The 16,850-nt window shown below is 62.9% G+C and carries 12 protein-coding genes; 6 read left to right on the forward strand and 6 right to left on the reverse strand.

The features are described from left to right. Nucleotides 1-82 precede the first annotated feature (82 nt). The 5 genes from SOR61_RS09700 to SOR61_RS09720 form a co-directional block, all read right to left on the reverse strand. Entirely contained in the window at nt 83-1,339 is a 1,257-nt protein-coding gene (locus tag SOR61_RS09700) for an acetyl-CoA C-acetyltransferase (RefSeq protein WP_320612460.1), read from the reverse strand. 143 nt (nt 1,340-1,482) lie between these two features. Further along, on the reverse strand, nt 1,483-1,953 hold the full coding sequence (locus SOR61_RS09705) for a hypothetical protein (protein WP_320612461.1): 471 nt from the start codon (nt 1,951-1,953) through the stop codon (nt 1,483-1,485). A gap of 138 nt (nt 1,954-2,091) precedes the next feature. Then, nucleotides 2,092-5,505 (reverse strand): transcription-repair coupling factor, encoded by a 3,414-nt coding sequence (mfd, locus tag SOR61_RS09710; protein ID WP_320612462.1) that lies wholly within the window; start codon nt 5,503-5,505, stop codon nt 2,092-2,094. Nucleotides 5,506-5,530: 25 nt separating this feature from the next. Beyond that, nucleotides 5,531-6,127 carry an aminoacyl-tRNA hydrolase gene (gene pth, locus SOR61_RS09715; RefSeq protein ID WP_320612463.1) on the reverse strand — a complete coding sequence of 199 codons (597 nt, stop codon included), beginning with the start codon at nt 6,125-6,127 and terminating at the stop codon, nt 5,531-5,533. A gap of 69 nt (nt 6,128-6,196) precedes the next feature. Beyond that, nucleotides 6,197-7,156 carry a ribose-phosphate pyrophosphokinase gene (locus SOR61_RS09720; RefSeq protein WP_320612464.1) on the reverse strand — a complete coding sequence of 320 codons (960 nt, stop codon included), beginning with the start codon at nt 7,154-7,156 and terminating at the stop codon, nt 6,197-6,199. Nucleotides 7,157-7,511: 355 nt separating this feature from the next. On the opposite strand from SOR61_RS09720, the gene SOR61_RS09725 reads away from it, so the two are divergent. Continuing rightward, nucleotides 7,512-8,789, forward strand: coding sequence for a peptidylprolyl isomerase (locus tag SOR61_RS09725; RefSeq protein WP_320612465.1), 1,278 nt, complete (start codon nt 7,512-7,514; stop codon nt 8,787-8,789). A 165-nt stretch (nt 8,790-8,954) separates the two neighbouring features. Beyond that, nucleotides 8,955-11,621 carry a cation-translocating P-type ATPase gene (locus SOR61_RS09730; protein WP_320612466.1) on the forward strand — a complete coding sequence of 889 codons (2,667 nt, stop codon included), beginning with the start codon at nt 8,955-8,957 and terminating at the stop codon, nt 11,619-11,621. A gap of 56 nt (nt 11,622-11,677) precedes the next feature. On the opposite strand, the gene SOR61_RS09735 is transcribed toward SOR61_RS09730, so the two are convergent. Next, a complete protein-coding gene (locus SOR61_RS09735) occupies nt 11,678-12,709 on the reverse strand; it encodes a hypothetical protein (protein ID WP_320612467.1) in 1,032 nt (343 codons plus the stop codon). Between the two features lie 219 nt (nt 12,710-12,928). On the opposite strand from SOR61_RS09735, the gene SOR61_RS09740 reads away from it, so the two are divergent. Genes SOR61_RS09740 through SOR61_RS09755 form a run of 4 tightly spaced genes read left to right on the forward strand, consistent with a single transcriptional unit; the run spans nt 12,929 to nt 16,647 of the window. Beyond that, nucleotides 12,929-14,446 (forward strand): spore germination protein, encoded by a 1,518-nt coding sequence (locus tag SOR61_RS09740; protein WP_320612468.1) that lies wholly within the window; start codon nt 12,929-12,931, stop codon nt 14,444-14,446. Continuing rightward, nucleotides 14,443-15,462, forward strand: coding sequence for a Ger(x)C family spore germination C-terminal domain-containing protein (locus SOR61_RS09745; protein ID WP_320612469.1), 1,020 nt, complete (start codon nt 14,443-14,445; stop codon nt 15,460-15,462). The genes SOR61_RS09740 and SOR61_RS09745 overlap by 4 nt, the downstream gene beginning before the upstream one ends. Nucleotides 15,463-15,487: 25 nt before the next feature. Beyond that, a complete protein-coding gene (locus tag SOR61_RS09750; RefSeq protein WP_320612470.1) occupies nt 15,488-15,946 on the forward strand; it encodes a hypothetical protein in 459 nt (152 codons plus the stop codon). Beyond that, nucleotides 15,844-16,647, forward strand: coding sequence for a GerAB/ArcD/ProY family transporter (locus SOR61_RS09755; RefSeq protein ID WP_320612471.1), 804 nt, complete (start codon nt 15,844-15,846; stop codon nt 16,645-16,647). Before SOR61_RS09750 ends, SOR61_RS09755 begins: the two co-directional genes overlap by 103 nt. The last annotated feature ends 203 nt before the right edge of the window (nt 16,648-16,850 follow it).

Consider the following 16,850-nt stretch of genomic DNA (forward strand, 5'->3'; position numbering starts at 1 on the left):
AAAGGCACAGTGAGCAAAAAAACAGCGGCGGTTCCGAAGAACCGCCGCTGTTGTATGCATGAAGTTTCTCTGTCGGGAAGGATCAGCACTTCTCGAAGATAGCAGCAACGCCCAGGCCGCCGCCGATGCACAGGGTAGCCAGACCCTTCTTAGCGTCGGGACGCTTCATCATCTCGTGCAGCAGGGTGACGATGATACGAGCGCCGGAGCAGCCAACGGGGTGGCCGATAGCGATAGCGCCGCCGTTGACGTTGACCTTGGACATGTCGAAGCCCAGCTCACGAGCCACAGCGATGGACTGAGCAGCGAAAGCTTCGTTGGCTTCCACCAGGTCCATGTCGTTGATGGTCAGGTTGGCCTTCTTCAGAGCCTCGCGGGAAGCGGGGATGGGGCCGGTGCCCATGATCTTGGGGTCAACGCCGCCCTGGCCCCAGGAAACAACCTTGAACAGGGGCTTCAGGTTGTACTTCTTCACTGCGTCCTCGGAAGCAATGATGATAGCGGCTGCGCCGTCGTTGATGCCGGAAGCGTTGCCGGCGGTGACGCGCTGCACGCCCTTGTTGTCGTCAGAGGGAGTCATGTGGTCAGCCTCGAAGGTCATGACAACCTTGTCCAGGGAGCCGTCAGCGGAGGTGGGGAAAGCGCCCTTCAGCTTAGCCATCTTCTCCAGGGTGGTGTCCTTGGGATGCTCGTCGACCTTGAACTCGACCATTTCCTTCTTCTTCTTCACCATAACGGGAACGATCTCGTCCTCGAAACGGCCGGAGTTGATAGCAGCGATGGCCTTCTGCTGGGAGTTGTAGCCGAACTCGTCCAGCTCTTCGCGGGTGATGCCCCAGATGTCGCAGATGTTCTCAGCGGTGGTGCCCATGTGATAGTTGTTATAAGCGTCCCACAGGCCGTCCTTGATCATGGTGTCCACCAGCTTGCCGTCGTTCATACGAGCGCCCCAGCGAGCAGCGGGAACAGCGTAAGGAGCAGCGGACATGTTCTCGGTACCGCCGCACATCACCAGGTCAGCGTCGCCGCACTGGATGGCGCGAGCGCCCTCGATGACGGACTTCAGGCCGGAACCGCAGACCATGCTCACGGTGTAAGCGGGAACCTTCAGGGGAACGCCAGCCTTAACCATGCACTGACGAGCCACGTTCTGGCCCTGAGCTGCGGACAGAACGTTACCGAACATAACTTCGTCCAGCCACTCGCCCTTCACGTTGCCGCGCTTCAGAGCCTCTGCGATAACAGCAGCGCCCAGATCAGCAGCGGGGACATCCTTCAGGGAACCGCCGAAAGTGCCAACGGCAGTACGGCAGGAGCTGATAACATATACGTCTCTCATAACAGATCGTACCTCCAAAAAAAATTTGCTGCAATAAAGCAAAGCAGTAAGTTACCGCAACATTATACTGGGCAGACTTTCAAAAATCAACTGTATTTTAAGAAATTCCCCAGCTTTTTCAAGTTTTTTACGCCCGGTCCGGCTCAGTTTTCCCCAGCCTCCTGGAAAAGGTCCTCCAGGGCCGGCAGAAGGCTGCTCTCTCCCACGAGAGCGTAGGAAGAACCCACGATAAAGACCTTGCCTTCGCTGTTCATGCCGAAGATATATGTGCTGCCGTCCTCCTGTCCTTCTGGGGAGGAATAAAGGCTGACCTCATAGAACGCACCGTCCTTGGGGATGGTGGCGATGGCCCGGCCCTGGACAAAGCGGATGGTGGAGGTCTGGATGGCATCCCATACGGCGGTCAGCTGCTGGGGGTCCTCCACGGTGAAGGTATCGGTCTGGTTGTCAAAGGTGTGGCGGACCACCGTTCCGGTGATGGGGGGCTCGGTGCCGTTCATGCAGTCCATCATGGGCTGGGGCATCTTATAGGCCAGGGAGTATCCGCCGACGATGCAGGCCAGGACCAGGATGGTGATGCCTGCGATCAGAAGCTTCTTTTTCTTTTTGTTCATGGGTGGTTGTCTCCTTTGCGTGCCGGTTCCTTCCATAGAAACGGGCCATAATATTTTTATTATACCAGACCGGGGACAAAAGGCAAGAAAAAGGGAAAGACAGCCCGCCGGAAGGAAGGCTGTCTTTCCCGGGAAATGTTATCCTTGGGGTGCGGCGGCATCCGCTTCGGCCTGGGCGAAATCGCGCACCACTTCCCCGGCCAGCTTCAGCACGTCCTCCCCCTTTTTCATCCGCAGGGCCAGGTGGGGCTTCTCCCCGGCGGAGAAGAGCAGGCGGCCCTGATACTTGGGCAGACCGCACAGGGCGGCCACCTGAGGGATGGAGGGGTTGGGCAGGGAAAACCGCAGCAGCCCCTCCTTCTGGATCAGCTCGGTGATGCCGCAGGCGGCAGCTTTGGCCCGGAGGAGGGCCACTGCCACCAGGTTGGTGACCCCCCTGGGAGGATCGCCGTACCGGTCGATGAGCTCGTCGGTGATGTCGTCTGCCTCCTCCTGGGTGCGGATGCGGGCCATGCGGCGGTAGAGGTCCATCCGCTGCTCGGGAGAGGGGATGTAGCGCTCGGGAATGGCGGCGGACACCGCCAGGTCGGCGGAGCACTCCTTGGGTTTGACCGCCGGTTTGCCCTGTTCCTCCAGCACCGCTTCCTCCAGCAGGCGCAGGTACAGGTCGTATCCCACGCTGGTGAGAAAGCCCGACTGCTCCGCCCCCAGCAGGTTGCCTGCGCCCCGGATCTCCAGGTCCCGCATGGCGATCTTAAAGCCGGAGCCGAAGGCGGCGTACTCCCGAATGGCGGACAGCCGCTTGGACTGGTCCTCGGTGAGGACCTTGCTGGGCCGATAGGTCAGATAGGCGCTGGCCCGGCGGGTGGAGCGGCCCACCCGGCCCCGCAGCTGGTGGAGCTGGGCCAGGCCGAAGCGCTCGGCGTCCTCAATGATAAGGGTGTTGGCGTTGGGCAGGTCGATGCCGGTCTCGATGATGGTGGTGCACACCAGCAGGTCCAGTTCCCCGTCGGTCATCCGGCTCATGATGTCTCCCAGCTGCTCCTGGTCCATCTTGCCGTGGGCGGTGGCGATGCGCACTTCCTCTCCCAGCAGGGAGCGCAGCTTGGCTGCGGTCCGGTCGATGGTCTCTGTGCGGTTGTGCAGATAGTAGACCTGGCCGCCCCGTTCCAGCTCCCGCCGGATGGCGTCGGCCAGGATCCCCCAGTCGTGCTCCATCACGTAGGTCTGCACCGGCTGGCGGTTGGTGGGGGGCTGCTCCAGGGTGGACATATCCCGCAGCCCCGACAGGGCCATGTTCAAAGTCCGGGGAATGGGGGTGGCGGACAGGGTGAGCACATCCACCTGCCGGGCCATCTCCTTGAGCTTTTCTTTATGGCCCACGCCGAACCGCTGCTCCTCGTCCACCACCAGGAGCCCCAGGTCGTGGAAGCGGATGTCTTTGCCCAGGAGCTTGTGGGTGCCGATGAGCACATCCACCGAGCCGTCGGCGGTGCGGCGGAGAATATCCTTGGTCTGGGCGGCGGTGCGGAACCGGGAGATCATCTCGATGGTCACCGGGAACCGGGAAAACCGCTTCACCGCCGTCATGTAGTGCTGTTGGGCCAGCACGGTGGTAGGCACCAGAATGGCGGCCTGCTTGCCCTCCAGCACGCATTTCATCACCGCCCGGAAGGCTACCTCGGTCTTGCCATAGCCCACGTCCCCGCACAGCAGACGGTCCATGGGCACCGGACGCTCCATGTCCCCCTTGATCTCGGCGGCGCAGCGGAGCTGGTCGTCGGTCTCCGGGTAGGGGAAGAGGGCCTCAAACTCCTGCTGCCAGGGGGAGTCGGGGGAGAAGGCGTAGCCTGCCAGCCGCTGGCGCTGGGCGTAGAGCTGGATGAGCCCTTTGGCCATGTCCTTGGCGGCCTTTTTGGCCTTGGTCTTGGCCTTTTCCCAGTCGCTGCCCCCTAACTTGGACAGACGGCGCCGGGGGGAGTCTTCCCCGCCGCCAATGTATTTGGAGACCAGGTCCAGCTGCAGGGCAGGGACGTAAAGAACGTCCGCCCCGGCAAACTGGATCTTAATATAGTCCCGCTGGGCGCCCTCTACGGTCATCTTCACCATGCCCACAAATCGGCCGATGCCGTGGTGCTCGTGGACCACCAGGTCCCCCGGGGCCAGGTCGGTGAAGGATTCCAGCCGCTGGCGGCTGGTGGAAGGGGCGGAGGATCGCTTGCTCTTCCGGGGCGGGGGGGCTTCCCCCTCGCAGAGCAGGGCCACCTTGCCCTCGGGATAGTCAAACCCGGCGGAGAGCCCTCCCACCGCAATGGTGATCCGGCCGGGCTGGGGCAGGTCGTGGAGGAGTTCATCCACGGCGGCGTACACCTTTTCCTCCCGGAGCATCCCCTGCAGGGCGTCTGCCTTCCGGCGGCTGGAGGTGAGGATGACCACGGAGAAGTCCTCCCGCTGGTACTGGCGCAGATCCTCCGCCAGGGACTCAAACCGGATGCCGTATCCGGCCAGCTGCCGGGCGGTAAAGGAATGGAGAAAGGCGGGGGGCACCGGCAGAGAGCCGGTGGTGAAGGAATCCAGGTAGACCAGACCCTTGGGAGCCAGGGTCCGGCACAGGGCCAGAAACTCCCGGGCAAAGGAGGGGGCCTTGCCGGTGAGCAGGCCCTGCTCCTGCAGGGTGGTCACATCCTCCCCCAGCTGCCACAGGTAGTGCTTGGCTCGGTCGGCGATGCGGGGGGTATCACACAGGGCCACCAGGGTGTGGTCCGGGAAATAGTCTGCGGCGGTGGCCAGCTGGGGGCTGCACTGGGGAAGCAGCAGATCCGGCGGCTGGGCCGGGTCTGCCCCTGCAGGCAGCAGGACTTCTCCGGCGGGGAGAATGGCGCAGGACTCGGTCTGCGCCGTCCGCCGCTGGGTCACCGGGTCAAAGAGCCCCATGGAGTCGATCTCATCCCCCCAGAACTCCATCCGCACCGGCAGGTCCAGACCGGGGGTGTAGATGTCCAGGATGCCGCCCCGCAGGGCGAACTGGCCCACCCCCTCCACCTGGTCGCAGCGGGTGTACCCCATGGTGACCAGGGTCTCTGCCAGCTGGTCGGGCTGGGCGGTGCCCCCCAGAGAGAGGGAAAGGCAGGCCTCCCGGAACTGCCGGGGGGACAGGGTGCGCTGCAGGAGCCCCTCAATGGTCACCACCACCAGGGGGCACCGGTCCTCCAGCAGGGCGGAGAACAGAGCCAGCCGCTGGTGCTCCCACTGGCGGGAGGAGGTCCCGGGGTGGAAGCGGAACTCCCGGGCAGGCAGGACTGGGACCGGCTGCCCGGTGAGGGCGGCCAGGTCCCCTGCCAGCCGGTGGGCCTCCCCCTCGTCGGCGCAGACCGCAGCCAGGGGCCGCCCGGTGTCCTGGTGAAGGGCGGCGGCCATATGGGCCCGGTGGATGGCGGCCAGGCCGGCCAGGGCGGCGGGGCTTTTGCCCTCCCGCAGGGCGTCCAGCAGCAGGGGATAGTCCCGCAGCCGGGAGAGCAGCCGGGGGAGAAGGGTAGGGGCTGTGGATGACATGAAGGGACTCCTTTCCAAGGGGATCTTATCCGTTATACTTGGCCATGGCCTTTTCAACCCCCTGCTCCAGCAGGCAGGTCACGGCGTCGGCGGCCCGGACGATGGCCTCTTCCATCACCGTTTTGTCCTGGCCGGTGAACTTCCCCAGGACCCAGTCGGCCATGTCGCTGTCGGGATGGGGTTTGCCCCCCACGCCGATCTTGATGCGGGGGAACTGATCGGTGCCCAGGTGGGCGATGATGTTTTTCAGGCCGTTGTGGCCGCCGGCGGAGCCGCTGCGGCGCACCCGGAGCTTGCCCTGGGGCAGGGATACGTCGTCGGAGAGCACCAGCACCCGCTCCGGGGGGATCTTATAAAACCGGGCGGCCTGGCCCACGGACTCTCCGGAGAGGTTCATGTAGGTGGTGGGCTTCATGAGGAGGACGGACTGGCCGCCGATGAGGGCGGTGTTGGTGAGCGCCTTGTACTTGAGCCGCTGCACCGGGATGTTCCGCCGCTCTGCCAGCTCATCCACCACCAGAAAGCCCATGTTGTGGCGGGTCCACTCGTACTTGGGGCCGGGGTTGCCCAGCCCTACCACCAGCCACTGGACAGGGCCGGCCCGATGAAAGGAAAAAAACATAGAGTACCTCACAGACAGAAGAGGCGGAGCTTTGCTCCGCCTCCAGAATATACAGGATGTTGAAAAGGATTACACGAACAGCCGGGACACAGAGTCTTCGTGATAGATGAAGCTGATGGCGTCGGCCAGCATGGGCGCAGCGGAGAGATACTTGATCTTATCACACTTGCAGCCCTCTTTGGCGGGAATGGTGTCGAGGAAGAGGACCTCCTTGATGGGGCTCTCTTCGATGCGCTGGAGGGCGGGGCCGGAGAGCACGCCGTGAGAGGCACAGGCGAAGACCTCGGTAGCGCCGCCCAGCTCCACCAGAGCCTTGGCTGCGCCGCACAGGGACCCGGCGGTGTCCACCATATCGTCCAGGAGGATGACCCGCTTGCCTCTGACGTCGCCGATGATGTTCATGACCTCGGAGGAGTTGGCCTTCTGGCGGCGCTTGTCCACGATGGCCATGCTCATGCCCAGCTTCTGGGCGAAGGCCCGGGCCCGGGTGACGGAGCCCACGTCGGGGGAGACCACCATGGTGTTGTCGGTGTCGTCGCCGAAGCGCTTCTTCATATAGTCCACGAAGAGGGGGCTGCCCAGGAGGTTATCCACGGGGATATCGAAGAAGCCCTGGATCTGGGCGGCGTGGAGGTCCATGGTGAGGACCCGGTCGGCGCCGGCGGTGGTGAGCATGTTGGCCACCAGCTTGGCGGAGATGGGATCGCGGGGCTTGGCCTTACGGTCCTGCCGGGCGTAGCCGAAGTAGGGAATGACGGCGGTGATGCGGCCGGCGGAAGCGCGCTTGAAGGCGTCGATCATCACCAGCAGCTCCATCAGGTTGTCGTTCACCGGGGAACAGGTGGACTGGATTACGAATACGTCCGAGCCGCGGACGGTCTCATAGATGGAAACGAAACATTCTCCGTCGGAGAAGGTTCCGCACTCTAAGTTGCCCAGAGGCAGGCGGAGTTCCCGGCAGATGGCCTCTGCCAGGGCTCTGTTGGAGTTACCACAGAAAATCTTCAGATCCTTACCATGTGCGATCATCGTTACATCCCTCTCGATTTTAAATTAGATTCAAACAGGTTCGGTGCCTGCTCTGTCCCGGGGACAGAGTCTCTCTCGTAGCATCATTATAACAAATAAAACGCAGTTTTGCATCTACTTTTCCACAAATTTGTCGCCAAATATTTCAGGAGTTCGGCTTCCTTTCTGTGGCTGTTTTCCCCCGGCTTCCCCCTGCGGACCGGGGCGGAAATGGGGAAAATGGTTGTCAGACCGGGGGAATCATGCTACAATAACAAATTACAGGCATCGGCCGGGGGAGAAACCACCCGGGCCCGGCTGCCTTCGTCCCCTGGAGGGGAAGAACGCATCTTGATACCAAAAGGAGATTGTAACCATGAAAAAAACCATGCGCAGGATCCTGGGCGGCGCACTGTCCCTGGTGATGGTGGCCGGCCTGCTCAGCGGCTGCGGCAGCAAGGAAGATCCCATAGAGAAAGTCATGGGTTACCCCAGCTCCACGGTTCTCTTCACCGTGAACGGAAAGGACGTCACCGCCAGAGACTACTTCTTCTGGCTGGCCCAGGAGTGTGATCAGGTGGCCCCCTATTTCAGCGCCATGGGCACCGACGTGGACTGGTCCACCACCATGGGGGGCAGCACCCCTGTGGGCGACGTGATGAAGCAGAAGGCCCAGAGCACCGCCATCATGTACAGCGTGGTGACGGCCCAGGCCAAGGAAAAGGGCTATGAGTTCACCAAGGACGACCAGAAGGACTACGACGCCGAGCTGGCCAAGGCCCAGGAGAGACTGGGCGGCAAGGAAGAGTACGATAAGTGGCTCAAGAGCATGTGCCAGACCCCCGAGGGCTTCCTGGAACTGAGCAAGGTGGGCGTGGTCTACGCCCACATGACCCAGGGCCTGTGCCGGGAGGGCGGCGAGTACGCCATCAGCAAGGAAGAGCTGGCCAAGTACGCCCAGGACGAGGGCATCCTGTGCGCCAAGCACATCCTGCTGCTCACCAAGGACCCCACCACCGGCCAGACCCTCTCTGACGAGCTGAAGGCCGAGAAGAAGGCCAAGGCAGACGAGCTGCTGGCCCAGCTGAAGGCCGTCACCGACCCCGCCCAGCTGGAAGCCAAGTTCGACGAGCTCATGAACGCCAACAGCGAGGACACCGGCCTGGCCACCAACCCCAACGGCTATGCCTTCACCACCGGCCAGATGGTGGAAGAGTTTGAGACCGCCACCAAGAACCTCCAGCCCGGCCAGGTCAGCGACGTAGTGGAGAGCGACTACGGCTACCACATCATCCTCCGTCTGGACCCCGGCACCTCGGAGGCCCTCCAGGTTTCCTGGGAGACCGCCAAGATGAACGAGGTCACCACCAAGTGGGTGGAGGAGGCCAAGGTGGAGACCACCGAGACCTACGACAACCTGAGCGTGGACGATTTCTACACCAAGCTCACCGAGTACCGCAACAGCCTCTATCCCACTGAGTCCGCCCAGGAGGAGACCTCCGGACAGGACAGCCAGGGCCAGAGCGGCACCCAGGGGGACACCCAGACCCAGGACCAGGGCCAGACCCAGGACCAGGATCAGCAGACCTCCAACGACACCGCCAAGGACCAGGAAGGGGGCGGGGAGTCCGGTCAGGACGCCCCTGCGGAATAACTTCCAATGATTGACCACCAACGCGCCGCACCCAGAGGGGTGCGGCGCTTTCTTCCTGCCGGAAAGGAAAAATTTTCCTCTCTCCCAGGATCTGACAGGTTTGCCGCCCGGTTTCGGGTAAGATCAAGGAAACCAAGGAGACACGGACGGAAAAGAGGGAGCAATATGGAGCACGCCTTTCACTGTGACACCCTGCGCCAGGTGCTGGAACTTCTCAGCGCCCATCCCGACCGGGGACTGACCGCCGCAGAGGCGGCCCGGCGCCTGGAGCAATACGGGGAAAACCGACTGGAAGAGGGAAAACAGGCCGGCCTGCTACGCCGGGTCCTGGGCCAGCTGAAAGACCCTATGATCCTGGTGCTGCTGGCCGCTGCCGCTTTGTCCTTTTTTGCCGGAGGCAGGGAGGACTGGCTGGACGCAGGGATCATTTTACTCATCGTTCTGTTTAACACCGTTTTGTCTGTATCCCAGGAGGACAACGCCCGGAAGGCCCTGGAGGCCCTGCGGGACCTCTCGGCCCCCCGGGCCAGGGTGCTGCGGGACGGAACAGAGGAGCGGCTGGAGACCAGCCAGCTGGTGCCCGGGGATGTGATCCTCCTGGAGGCCGGGGACTATGTCCCCGCTGACGGACGCATCCTGTGGGAGGCGGGCCTCCAGGCGGACGAGTCCGCCATGACGGGAGAGTCCCTCCCGGTCCATAAACGCAGCGGCGGGGGGCTACCTCAAGATACCCCCCTGGCCGAGCGGAAAAATATGGTGATCGGCGGCACCGTCATCACCGCCGGACGGGGCAAAGTGGTGGTGACCGCCACGGGCATGGCCACGGAAATGGGGCGGATCGCCGGGCTGCTGCTGGCCCAGAACGCCGGAGACACCCCCTTGCAGCAGAAAATGGGGGAGGTCTCCAAGGTGCTCTCCTTTGTGTGCGTGGGGGTGTGCGCCGTGATGTTCGGGTTGGGTATGCTCCAGCACCGGGATATTCTGGGGATGTTCCTCACGGCGGTTGCCCTGGCGGTGGCGGCCATCCCGGAGGGGCTGCCCGCCGTGGTGACCATCGTGTTGGCCATTGGGGTGAGCCGTATGGCTCGCCGCAACGCCATTATCAAACGGCTGCCTGCGGTGGAGACCCTGGGGTGCGCCTCGGTGATCTGCTCGGACAAGACCGGCACCCTCACCAAGAACCAGATGACAGTGATGGAACTCTGGCCCCGGGAGAGCGCCCGAAAACTTCGTATCTTGACCCTGGGGGCCCTGTGCAGCGACGCCTTCCGGCGGGAGGACGGAAGCTGGGCAGGGGACCCCACAGAAATTGCCCTGGTCCAAAAGGCCCGGCAGGAGGGGGTGCAAAAGGAGAAGCTGGTCCGGGACCTGCCCCGCCGGGGGGAAGCCCCCTTTGACTCAGGGCGCAAGCGGATGGCCACCTGCCACAGCCTTCCCGGGGGAGACAGCCTCATTGCCGTCAAGGGGGCCCCGGAGGCGGTGCTGGCCCGGTGCACTCATATTCTGGGTCCCAATGGTCCCCAGCCCTTGCAGGCGGGGGACAAGCGTCGGATCCTGGAGGAAAACAGCCGGCTGGCCGCCGGTGCCCTGCGGGTGCTGGCGGTGGCGGAACGCCGCCAGAAAGGACATCCCGCGGACTGGTCCCCCCAGGAGCTGGAACGGGAGCTCACCTTTGTGGGGCTCATCGGCATGATGGACCCGCCCCGGCCGGAGGTCTGGCCGGCGGTGGAGCGGTGCGCCGGGGCGGGCATCCGCCCGGTGATGATCACCGGCGACCACAAGGACACGGCGGTGGCCATTGCCCGGGAGCTGGGCATCCACCGGCCTGGGGACAAGGCCATTGACGGCCCCGGCCTGGACTTTTTACCCCAGGAGACCCTGGAAGAGGAGATCACGCAATTTTCCGTCTTTGCCCGGGTGACCCCGGAGCACAAAATGCGCATCGTGCAGGCCTGGCAGAAGAAGGGCCATGTGGTGGCCATGACCGGGGACGGAGTCAACGACGCCCCTGCCCTGAAAGCCGCCGACATCGGCTGCGCCATGGGAAAGACCGGGACGGACGTGGCCAAAGGGGCGGCGGATATGATCCTCACCGACGACAACTTTGCCACGGTGGTGGAGGCAGTGGAGCAGGGACGAGGCATCTATGCCAATATCCGGAAGGCCATCCACTACCTGCTCTCCTGCAACATTGGAGAGATCCTCACCATCTTTCTGGCCACCCTGCTCTACTTTCCCCATGCGCCTCTGACCCCGGTGCAGCTGCTGTGGCTGAATCTGGTGACCGATTCCCTGCCGGCCCTGGCCCTGGGCATGGAACCGGTGGAGAAAACCCTTATGACCAAGCCCCCCAGAAAGCGGGAGGAGCCGCTGTTTTCCCGGGCCTTTTCCTTCCGGCTGGCCTGGCAGGGCTGCCTGGTGGGAGGACTGACCCTGCTGGCCTACGGACTGGGCCTGTCCATGGGGGCGGGCTATGGGGTGGCCAACACCATGGCCTTCGCCACCCTGACTTTCAGCCAGCTCTTCCACGCCTTTGACGTGCGCAGCCAGGAGGTGACTCTCTTCCGTTTGGGGTTCTTCTCCAACAAGGCTATGAACAAAGCCTTTCTGGCAGGGGCAGCCCTTCAGCTGGCGGTCCTGCTTCTGCCGCCTCTCCAGGGGGCCTTTGGTACGGCGCCCATGGAGGGGACCTGCTGGGGTATCGTGATGGGCTTGGCCCTCACCCCCTTGCTGGTCTGCGAAGGAGAAAAAGCCCTGCGGGGCTGGAGAAAGAAAAGGAAACTGGAGGAAGCGGTTCCCGCTGCCCAGGAAAAGGAGGTGGCCTACCACTGAAAAACGCCCGGTTCAGCTGTGCTGAACCGGGCGTTTGCCATACGGTGGTAAGCGCATTATACAGGACGGGCTCTCTGCACCTCGTCAATGTAATAGTAGTCGGTGAAGGACCCCTTGACCTTGCTGCCGTCCGCCTGGGTGGCAGTGTAGGAGAAGGAGAAGCCCAGCAGGGGATAGGTGTTCCCCTGGTCGTCGGTGTAGTACTCGGTGGCAGCGGCCTCTGCGGCGCTCTGGTCGTAGGTGACCTCAATGTAACCGAAACCGCCCACATTATATCCGATAGAGGCCAGATAGGCGGCCACGTCGTCGGGGTTGGTCAGCTGCATGGTGTCGCAGGACAGACCGTTCACCGTGACCTTGTCCACCTCAAAGGAGACAAAGGAGGCGGGGCTGCCGCTCACCGGGAAGAACAGGAAGGAGGCGAAGTCCGTCAGGAAGGACAGGGCGCTGTAGTCCCAGATGACAGCGGTGCTGCCGGTGATGGCGCCGGAGGCGGCCAGGTGCTCCAGCAGGGTCTGGTCGCTGCCCTTCTTGGGGACGTACAAGGCGTTCACCGAGGTGACCGTCACGTCTCCCCGCAGGAAGGGGGCGGTGGCGCTGTACTCCCCGTGGGTGATGCCCAGCTGGTCGGTGAGGGTCCAGGGAGAGGTCCAGACAAAGTCTGCGTTGTCCTTATAGTCCAGGGCCCGCAGCAGGAAGGTCAGGAAGTGCTGCGCCCCGGCAGGGGCGTTGGAGTCAAAGTGGGTGGCGTCCACGCCGTCGGTGTAGCCCATGTGGTAGGCGTAACCCACGTAAGGCTGGGCCCACTTGGGCACGTCCACAAAGGGGGTGGACCAGGTCTGGGACAGGGCGGTCTTTTCCGCCCCCATGAGCCGCACCAGCACGGTGATGGCTTCTGCCCGGGTGGGGGCACGATCCAGCTCAAACTGAGGGGAGCCGTCGGGATTGGACTGGCCGCCCTGGAAAAGGCCCATGTTGTACAGCAGCATGGCAGAATACTGGGCTTCCTCCGGGTCTGCCGCCAGGGCGGGGACCGAGAGGGTCAGCGCCATAACGACCGCCAGAAGCAGCGAAGCAACTTTTTTCATGAGAAATACTCCTTTCTTCGGCCCTGTTCCCTTGGTGCACAGAGGCCGGTTCGGGGGGTGGATGGCTGAAGATCCCCAGAAAAAACCGGGGACAAGCCGGGGAAATGTTCTCTCTATTTTATCATGGGACAAGGATAAGTCAAGGGGCGGGGCCGGGTATAAGCCGGCGGGAAGCGGTTCATACTATGAGGCAGCAACGAAAGGAGAGGAGGCCGGCCCATGGGTTGGATCGGACCGAAAGGGGAGGAGATCCCGCCCCATCCCAGGCAGGAGACCCGGTTTGAGGGGGAGCTGACTGCCGACTATATCCGTTACATTTTCCGGGACTGCGTGGACTTTGAGGAGCGGGAAGTGCTCATCGGAGGCGACCCGGAAAAGAAGATCACCGCCTTTTCCATCTCGGGGCAGATCCGTCCCGAGCGGATGAGCGACTATGTGCTCCGGCCGCTGACCACCAACCCCCTGCTGCGGGAGGCCTCGCCGGAGGCTGCCTTCCGCATGATGGTGGAAGGGGTGGTGTATACCCGCAGCGTCAAGGTCTGCACCACGCTGGACCAGGCGGCCTTTGCTCTGGTGGACGGCAGCGTGGTCTTTGATTTCCCCGGCCAGGGGAAGATGATCTCCTACTGGGCGGTCACCGAGGAAAAACGGACGGTCCGCGACCCGGAGAACGAACCCTCCATCAAGGGGGCTAAGGACTCCTTTGTGGAGTCCCTGCGTACCAACACCTCCCTGGTCCGGCGGCGGCTCCGGGCCCCGGAGCTGAAGATATCCGAGGTGATCGCCGGGCGGCAGAGCGTGACGCCTGTGGACATCCTCTATCTGGACGGCATCGCCAACCCTGACCTGGTGGCGGAAGTGAAACGGCGGGTGGAGCGCATCGACACCGACGAACTCTTCCAGACCGCTGCCGTGGAGGAACTCATTGTAGATGAGGTGAACACCGCCTTCCCCATGGCGGCCTATACCCAGCGGCCGGACCGCTTCTGCGCGGGGCTGGTAGAGGGCCGGGTGGGGCTGATGATCGACGGCATCCCTCTGGGCTACCTGCTGCCGGGGACGGTGGGGTTCTTCTTCCGTACCGGACAGGATCGGTCTCAGAACTGGATCGCCGCCTCCTGTCTGGCGGTGCTCCGCTACCTCTGTATGCTGGGCTCCGTGTTTCTCCCTGCCTGGTATGTGGCGGCGGTGAACTTCCGCCCGGAGATGATCCCGGCCCGGCTGGCCTGGTCCATTTCTGAGGCCAAGACCAACGTGCCTTTCTCTACGGTCTTTGAGGTTTTGATCCTCTTATTGGCCTTTGAGGTGGTGCAGGAGGCAGGACTACGGCTCCCCGGTCCCATTGGACAGACTGTGTCCATCCTGGGCGGCCTGGTGGTGGGGTCGGCTGCGGTGGAGGCCCAGATCGTCTCCCCGGTGGTTCTTATTGTAGTAGCCATTGCGGGCATCAGTGGGTACACCATCCCCAGCCAGGAATTTTCCGCGGCCCTGCGGATCTGGCGCTTTGGGTTGGTGATCGCCGCCAGCATCGGAGGCCTCTTCGGGGTGACGGCCGCTGCGGCCGTGCTGGTGGGCCGACTGGCCCAGCTGGAGAGCTTTGGTACCCCCTACCTCACCCCCTTTGCCGCCGCCGGAGGCGAGCGGAAGCGAGGGCACGGGGTCATCCGCTGGCCCCTGGCCTGGGTGAAGTTCAGGGAGAGCGCCCTGCGCACCCAAAACAAAAGGAGACAGGTATGAGAAAAGGATGGTTCTTTCTGGGCTGTTTGCTCCTGCTGCTCAGCGGCTGCGCTGGGACGCCCCAAAGCCGGGAAGCGGGGAGCACAGCCATTGTTGGCGTGCTGGGAGTGGAACCCAAGCAGGATGGGATTCAGATTTTTGCCGCAGCGGAAGGTCGGGAGGGGGAAGACCCCGCCATGTACCGCAGCTGGGGAGAGACCACCGCTGCCGCCGTGGAGGCCCTCACCAGCAGCGGCGACCGGATCGTAAGCTGCGCCCACGTGGAGCACCTCCTCTTAACAGAGAATGGGGCAGAGGCCTTGCCGGAGGTTCTGAGCTATGCCTTTCAGGTTCCCCAGCAGAGTACGGAGACCCAGCTTTGGATGGTCCGGGGAAATTCCCTGGCGGGAAGTTTCTCGGGAGACTCGGACCCGGCCCGGCGGATGAGCGTGCTGAAAGCCGCCGGAAAGGATCGGGCGAGGTTTTCTCCGGTGACCTTGCGGGAGGCGGCCTCTGCCCTGGCAGGGGGAGAGGCGCTGCTGATCCCCGGGTTGGAGGAGAGTGAGCAGGGGCTGTCCTATCTGGGCCTGGCGTTATACCGGAAGGGTGAGGTGCTGGAGTGGCTCACCGGGTCCAGCGCCTTGGGGGCTTCCCTTTTAAAAGGGGACCGGGTCCATTGGACCGGGTCTTTGGGAAAGGGCTCCATGTCCCTGCAAAGTACCGGCTGCCGGGTGGTCCCCCTGTTCCAGGAAGGGACCCTCACGGGCCTTTCCATCCACTGCGGGCTGGAAGGGGTGGCCACCGGCGGATGGGACGGCGTGGAAGACACCCATGTATTAGAACAGGAAACCGCCCGAGCCATGGAAGAGGCGTTGGCTGTGATGCAGCGGGCGGGGACCGACGGAGCCGGCCTGAAGGAACGGGCCGGGCTGAACTGGCCCCTTCAGTGGCAGCGGCTGTCCAGCCAGTGGGAGGAGGCCTTCCCTGATCTGGAGGCGGAGGTTTCCGTGACCATTACCATCGCAGAGCGGCAGTAGAGACGGGCAGTCAGGAGGGACCGCAATGGAAAAAGGAAAAATTTCGGTGACGCAGCTTATGACGATTGCGTTTCTGGTTCTGTTCCCCTTGGGAACGGAACGGCTGCCTGGCCGTCTCTGGCAGGCGGGAGGCGCTGCCTGGCTGTGCCCCCTGCTGGCTGGCCTGGTCGGGGTTGGGATTGCCGCCCTGGTCAGCCGGAAGCCTCTGCTGGGCCGAGGACAGCTGGGGGATTGGCTCTCCCGGCGGATGGGAAAGGCAGGGGTCCGGTGGATGGCTGCTGGATTCCTGCTGTGGGGCGTGGTGGTGACGACAGCCCACGGGGTACGATCGGCACCCGGCTCTCTGACTCCCTGCGGGCTTCCCCGGAACTCCTGGCGGCGGTGGCCCTGCTGCTGGCGGGGTGGCTGGCCGCCGGCGGACTGCCCGCCTTTGCCCGAGCCTGTGAGATCTTCGCTCTGGCCATTGGATTTGCCTTTGCCCTGATTGTTTTCTTTGGGATGTTTCACCTTCAGTGGGACCATGTGATCCTGTGGCGCATGGAGGAACTGGCCCAGGTGCCGGTGGGGAGCCTTTCCACAGCAGGAACGCTGGCGGCGGGTTGTTACCTCTTATTCTTAATAGGAGATGTGAGACCGGAGGCAAAAGGGCGGCGCAATGGGCTGCTTCGGCTGGCAGGGATCTTCCTTCTGCTCACCGTGGCCCTCCTCCTGGTGCTGGGCCGGCTGGGGGCGGAACTCACCGGACACATCAACCGGCCCTTCTTTCAAATGGTATCAGGGCTGGGGTTTGAAGGGGCGTTCCAGCGGCTGGAAGAGTTGGTTTCCTCTCTGTGGGTGCTGGGGGACGCTGCCCTGCTGGGTATGCTGCTGCTGAGCCTGCGGCGTCTGCTGGCCCTGGTCCTTGGCCGAAAGGAGAATAAGAGGATGGGCTGGTGCCTGACCGGACTGGTGTTTCTGCTGACCCTTCCTGTGTGGTTCTGGAACCAGGTGCTGTCAGGTTATGTCCTGCCCGTTGGAAACCTGATCGCCGGAGGGATTCTGGTGTGTTTGCTGTGGTTCTGGAGCCGGGAAAAAGAAAATCAAAAAAATTTTGAAAAAGGGGTTGACATCTGGGGAGAAGGGTGGTATTATATCCAAGCTGTCGCGAACGACGGGACACGAAAGGGGTCAAACAAAAGAACTTGAAAAAAGTTCTTGACAAACGGAACGAGATGTGATAACATGAAGTTCCACCCGGAGTTAACGGCGTGCACCTTGTAAATTAAACAACGTAAGACAAAACACGAAGCACCAAAACGGACATTAAGTTGTCCATGAAGCTTAAAAGCTTTGTGGGACGACGTTAATTTTCTTTGAAGCTAAGAGATTAGCTCAATAACATGATTTGA

The sequence above is a fragment of the Evtepia sp. genome (assembly GCF_034090835.1).
GTDB lineage: Bacteria > Bacillota > Clostridia > Oscillospirales > Oscillospiraceae > Evtepia.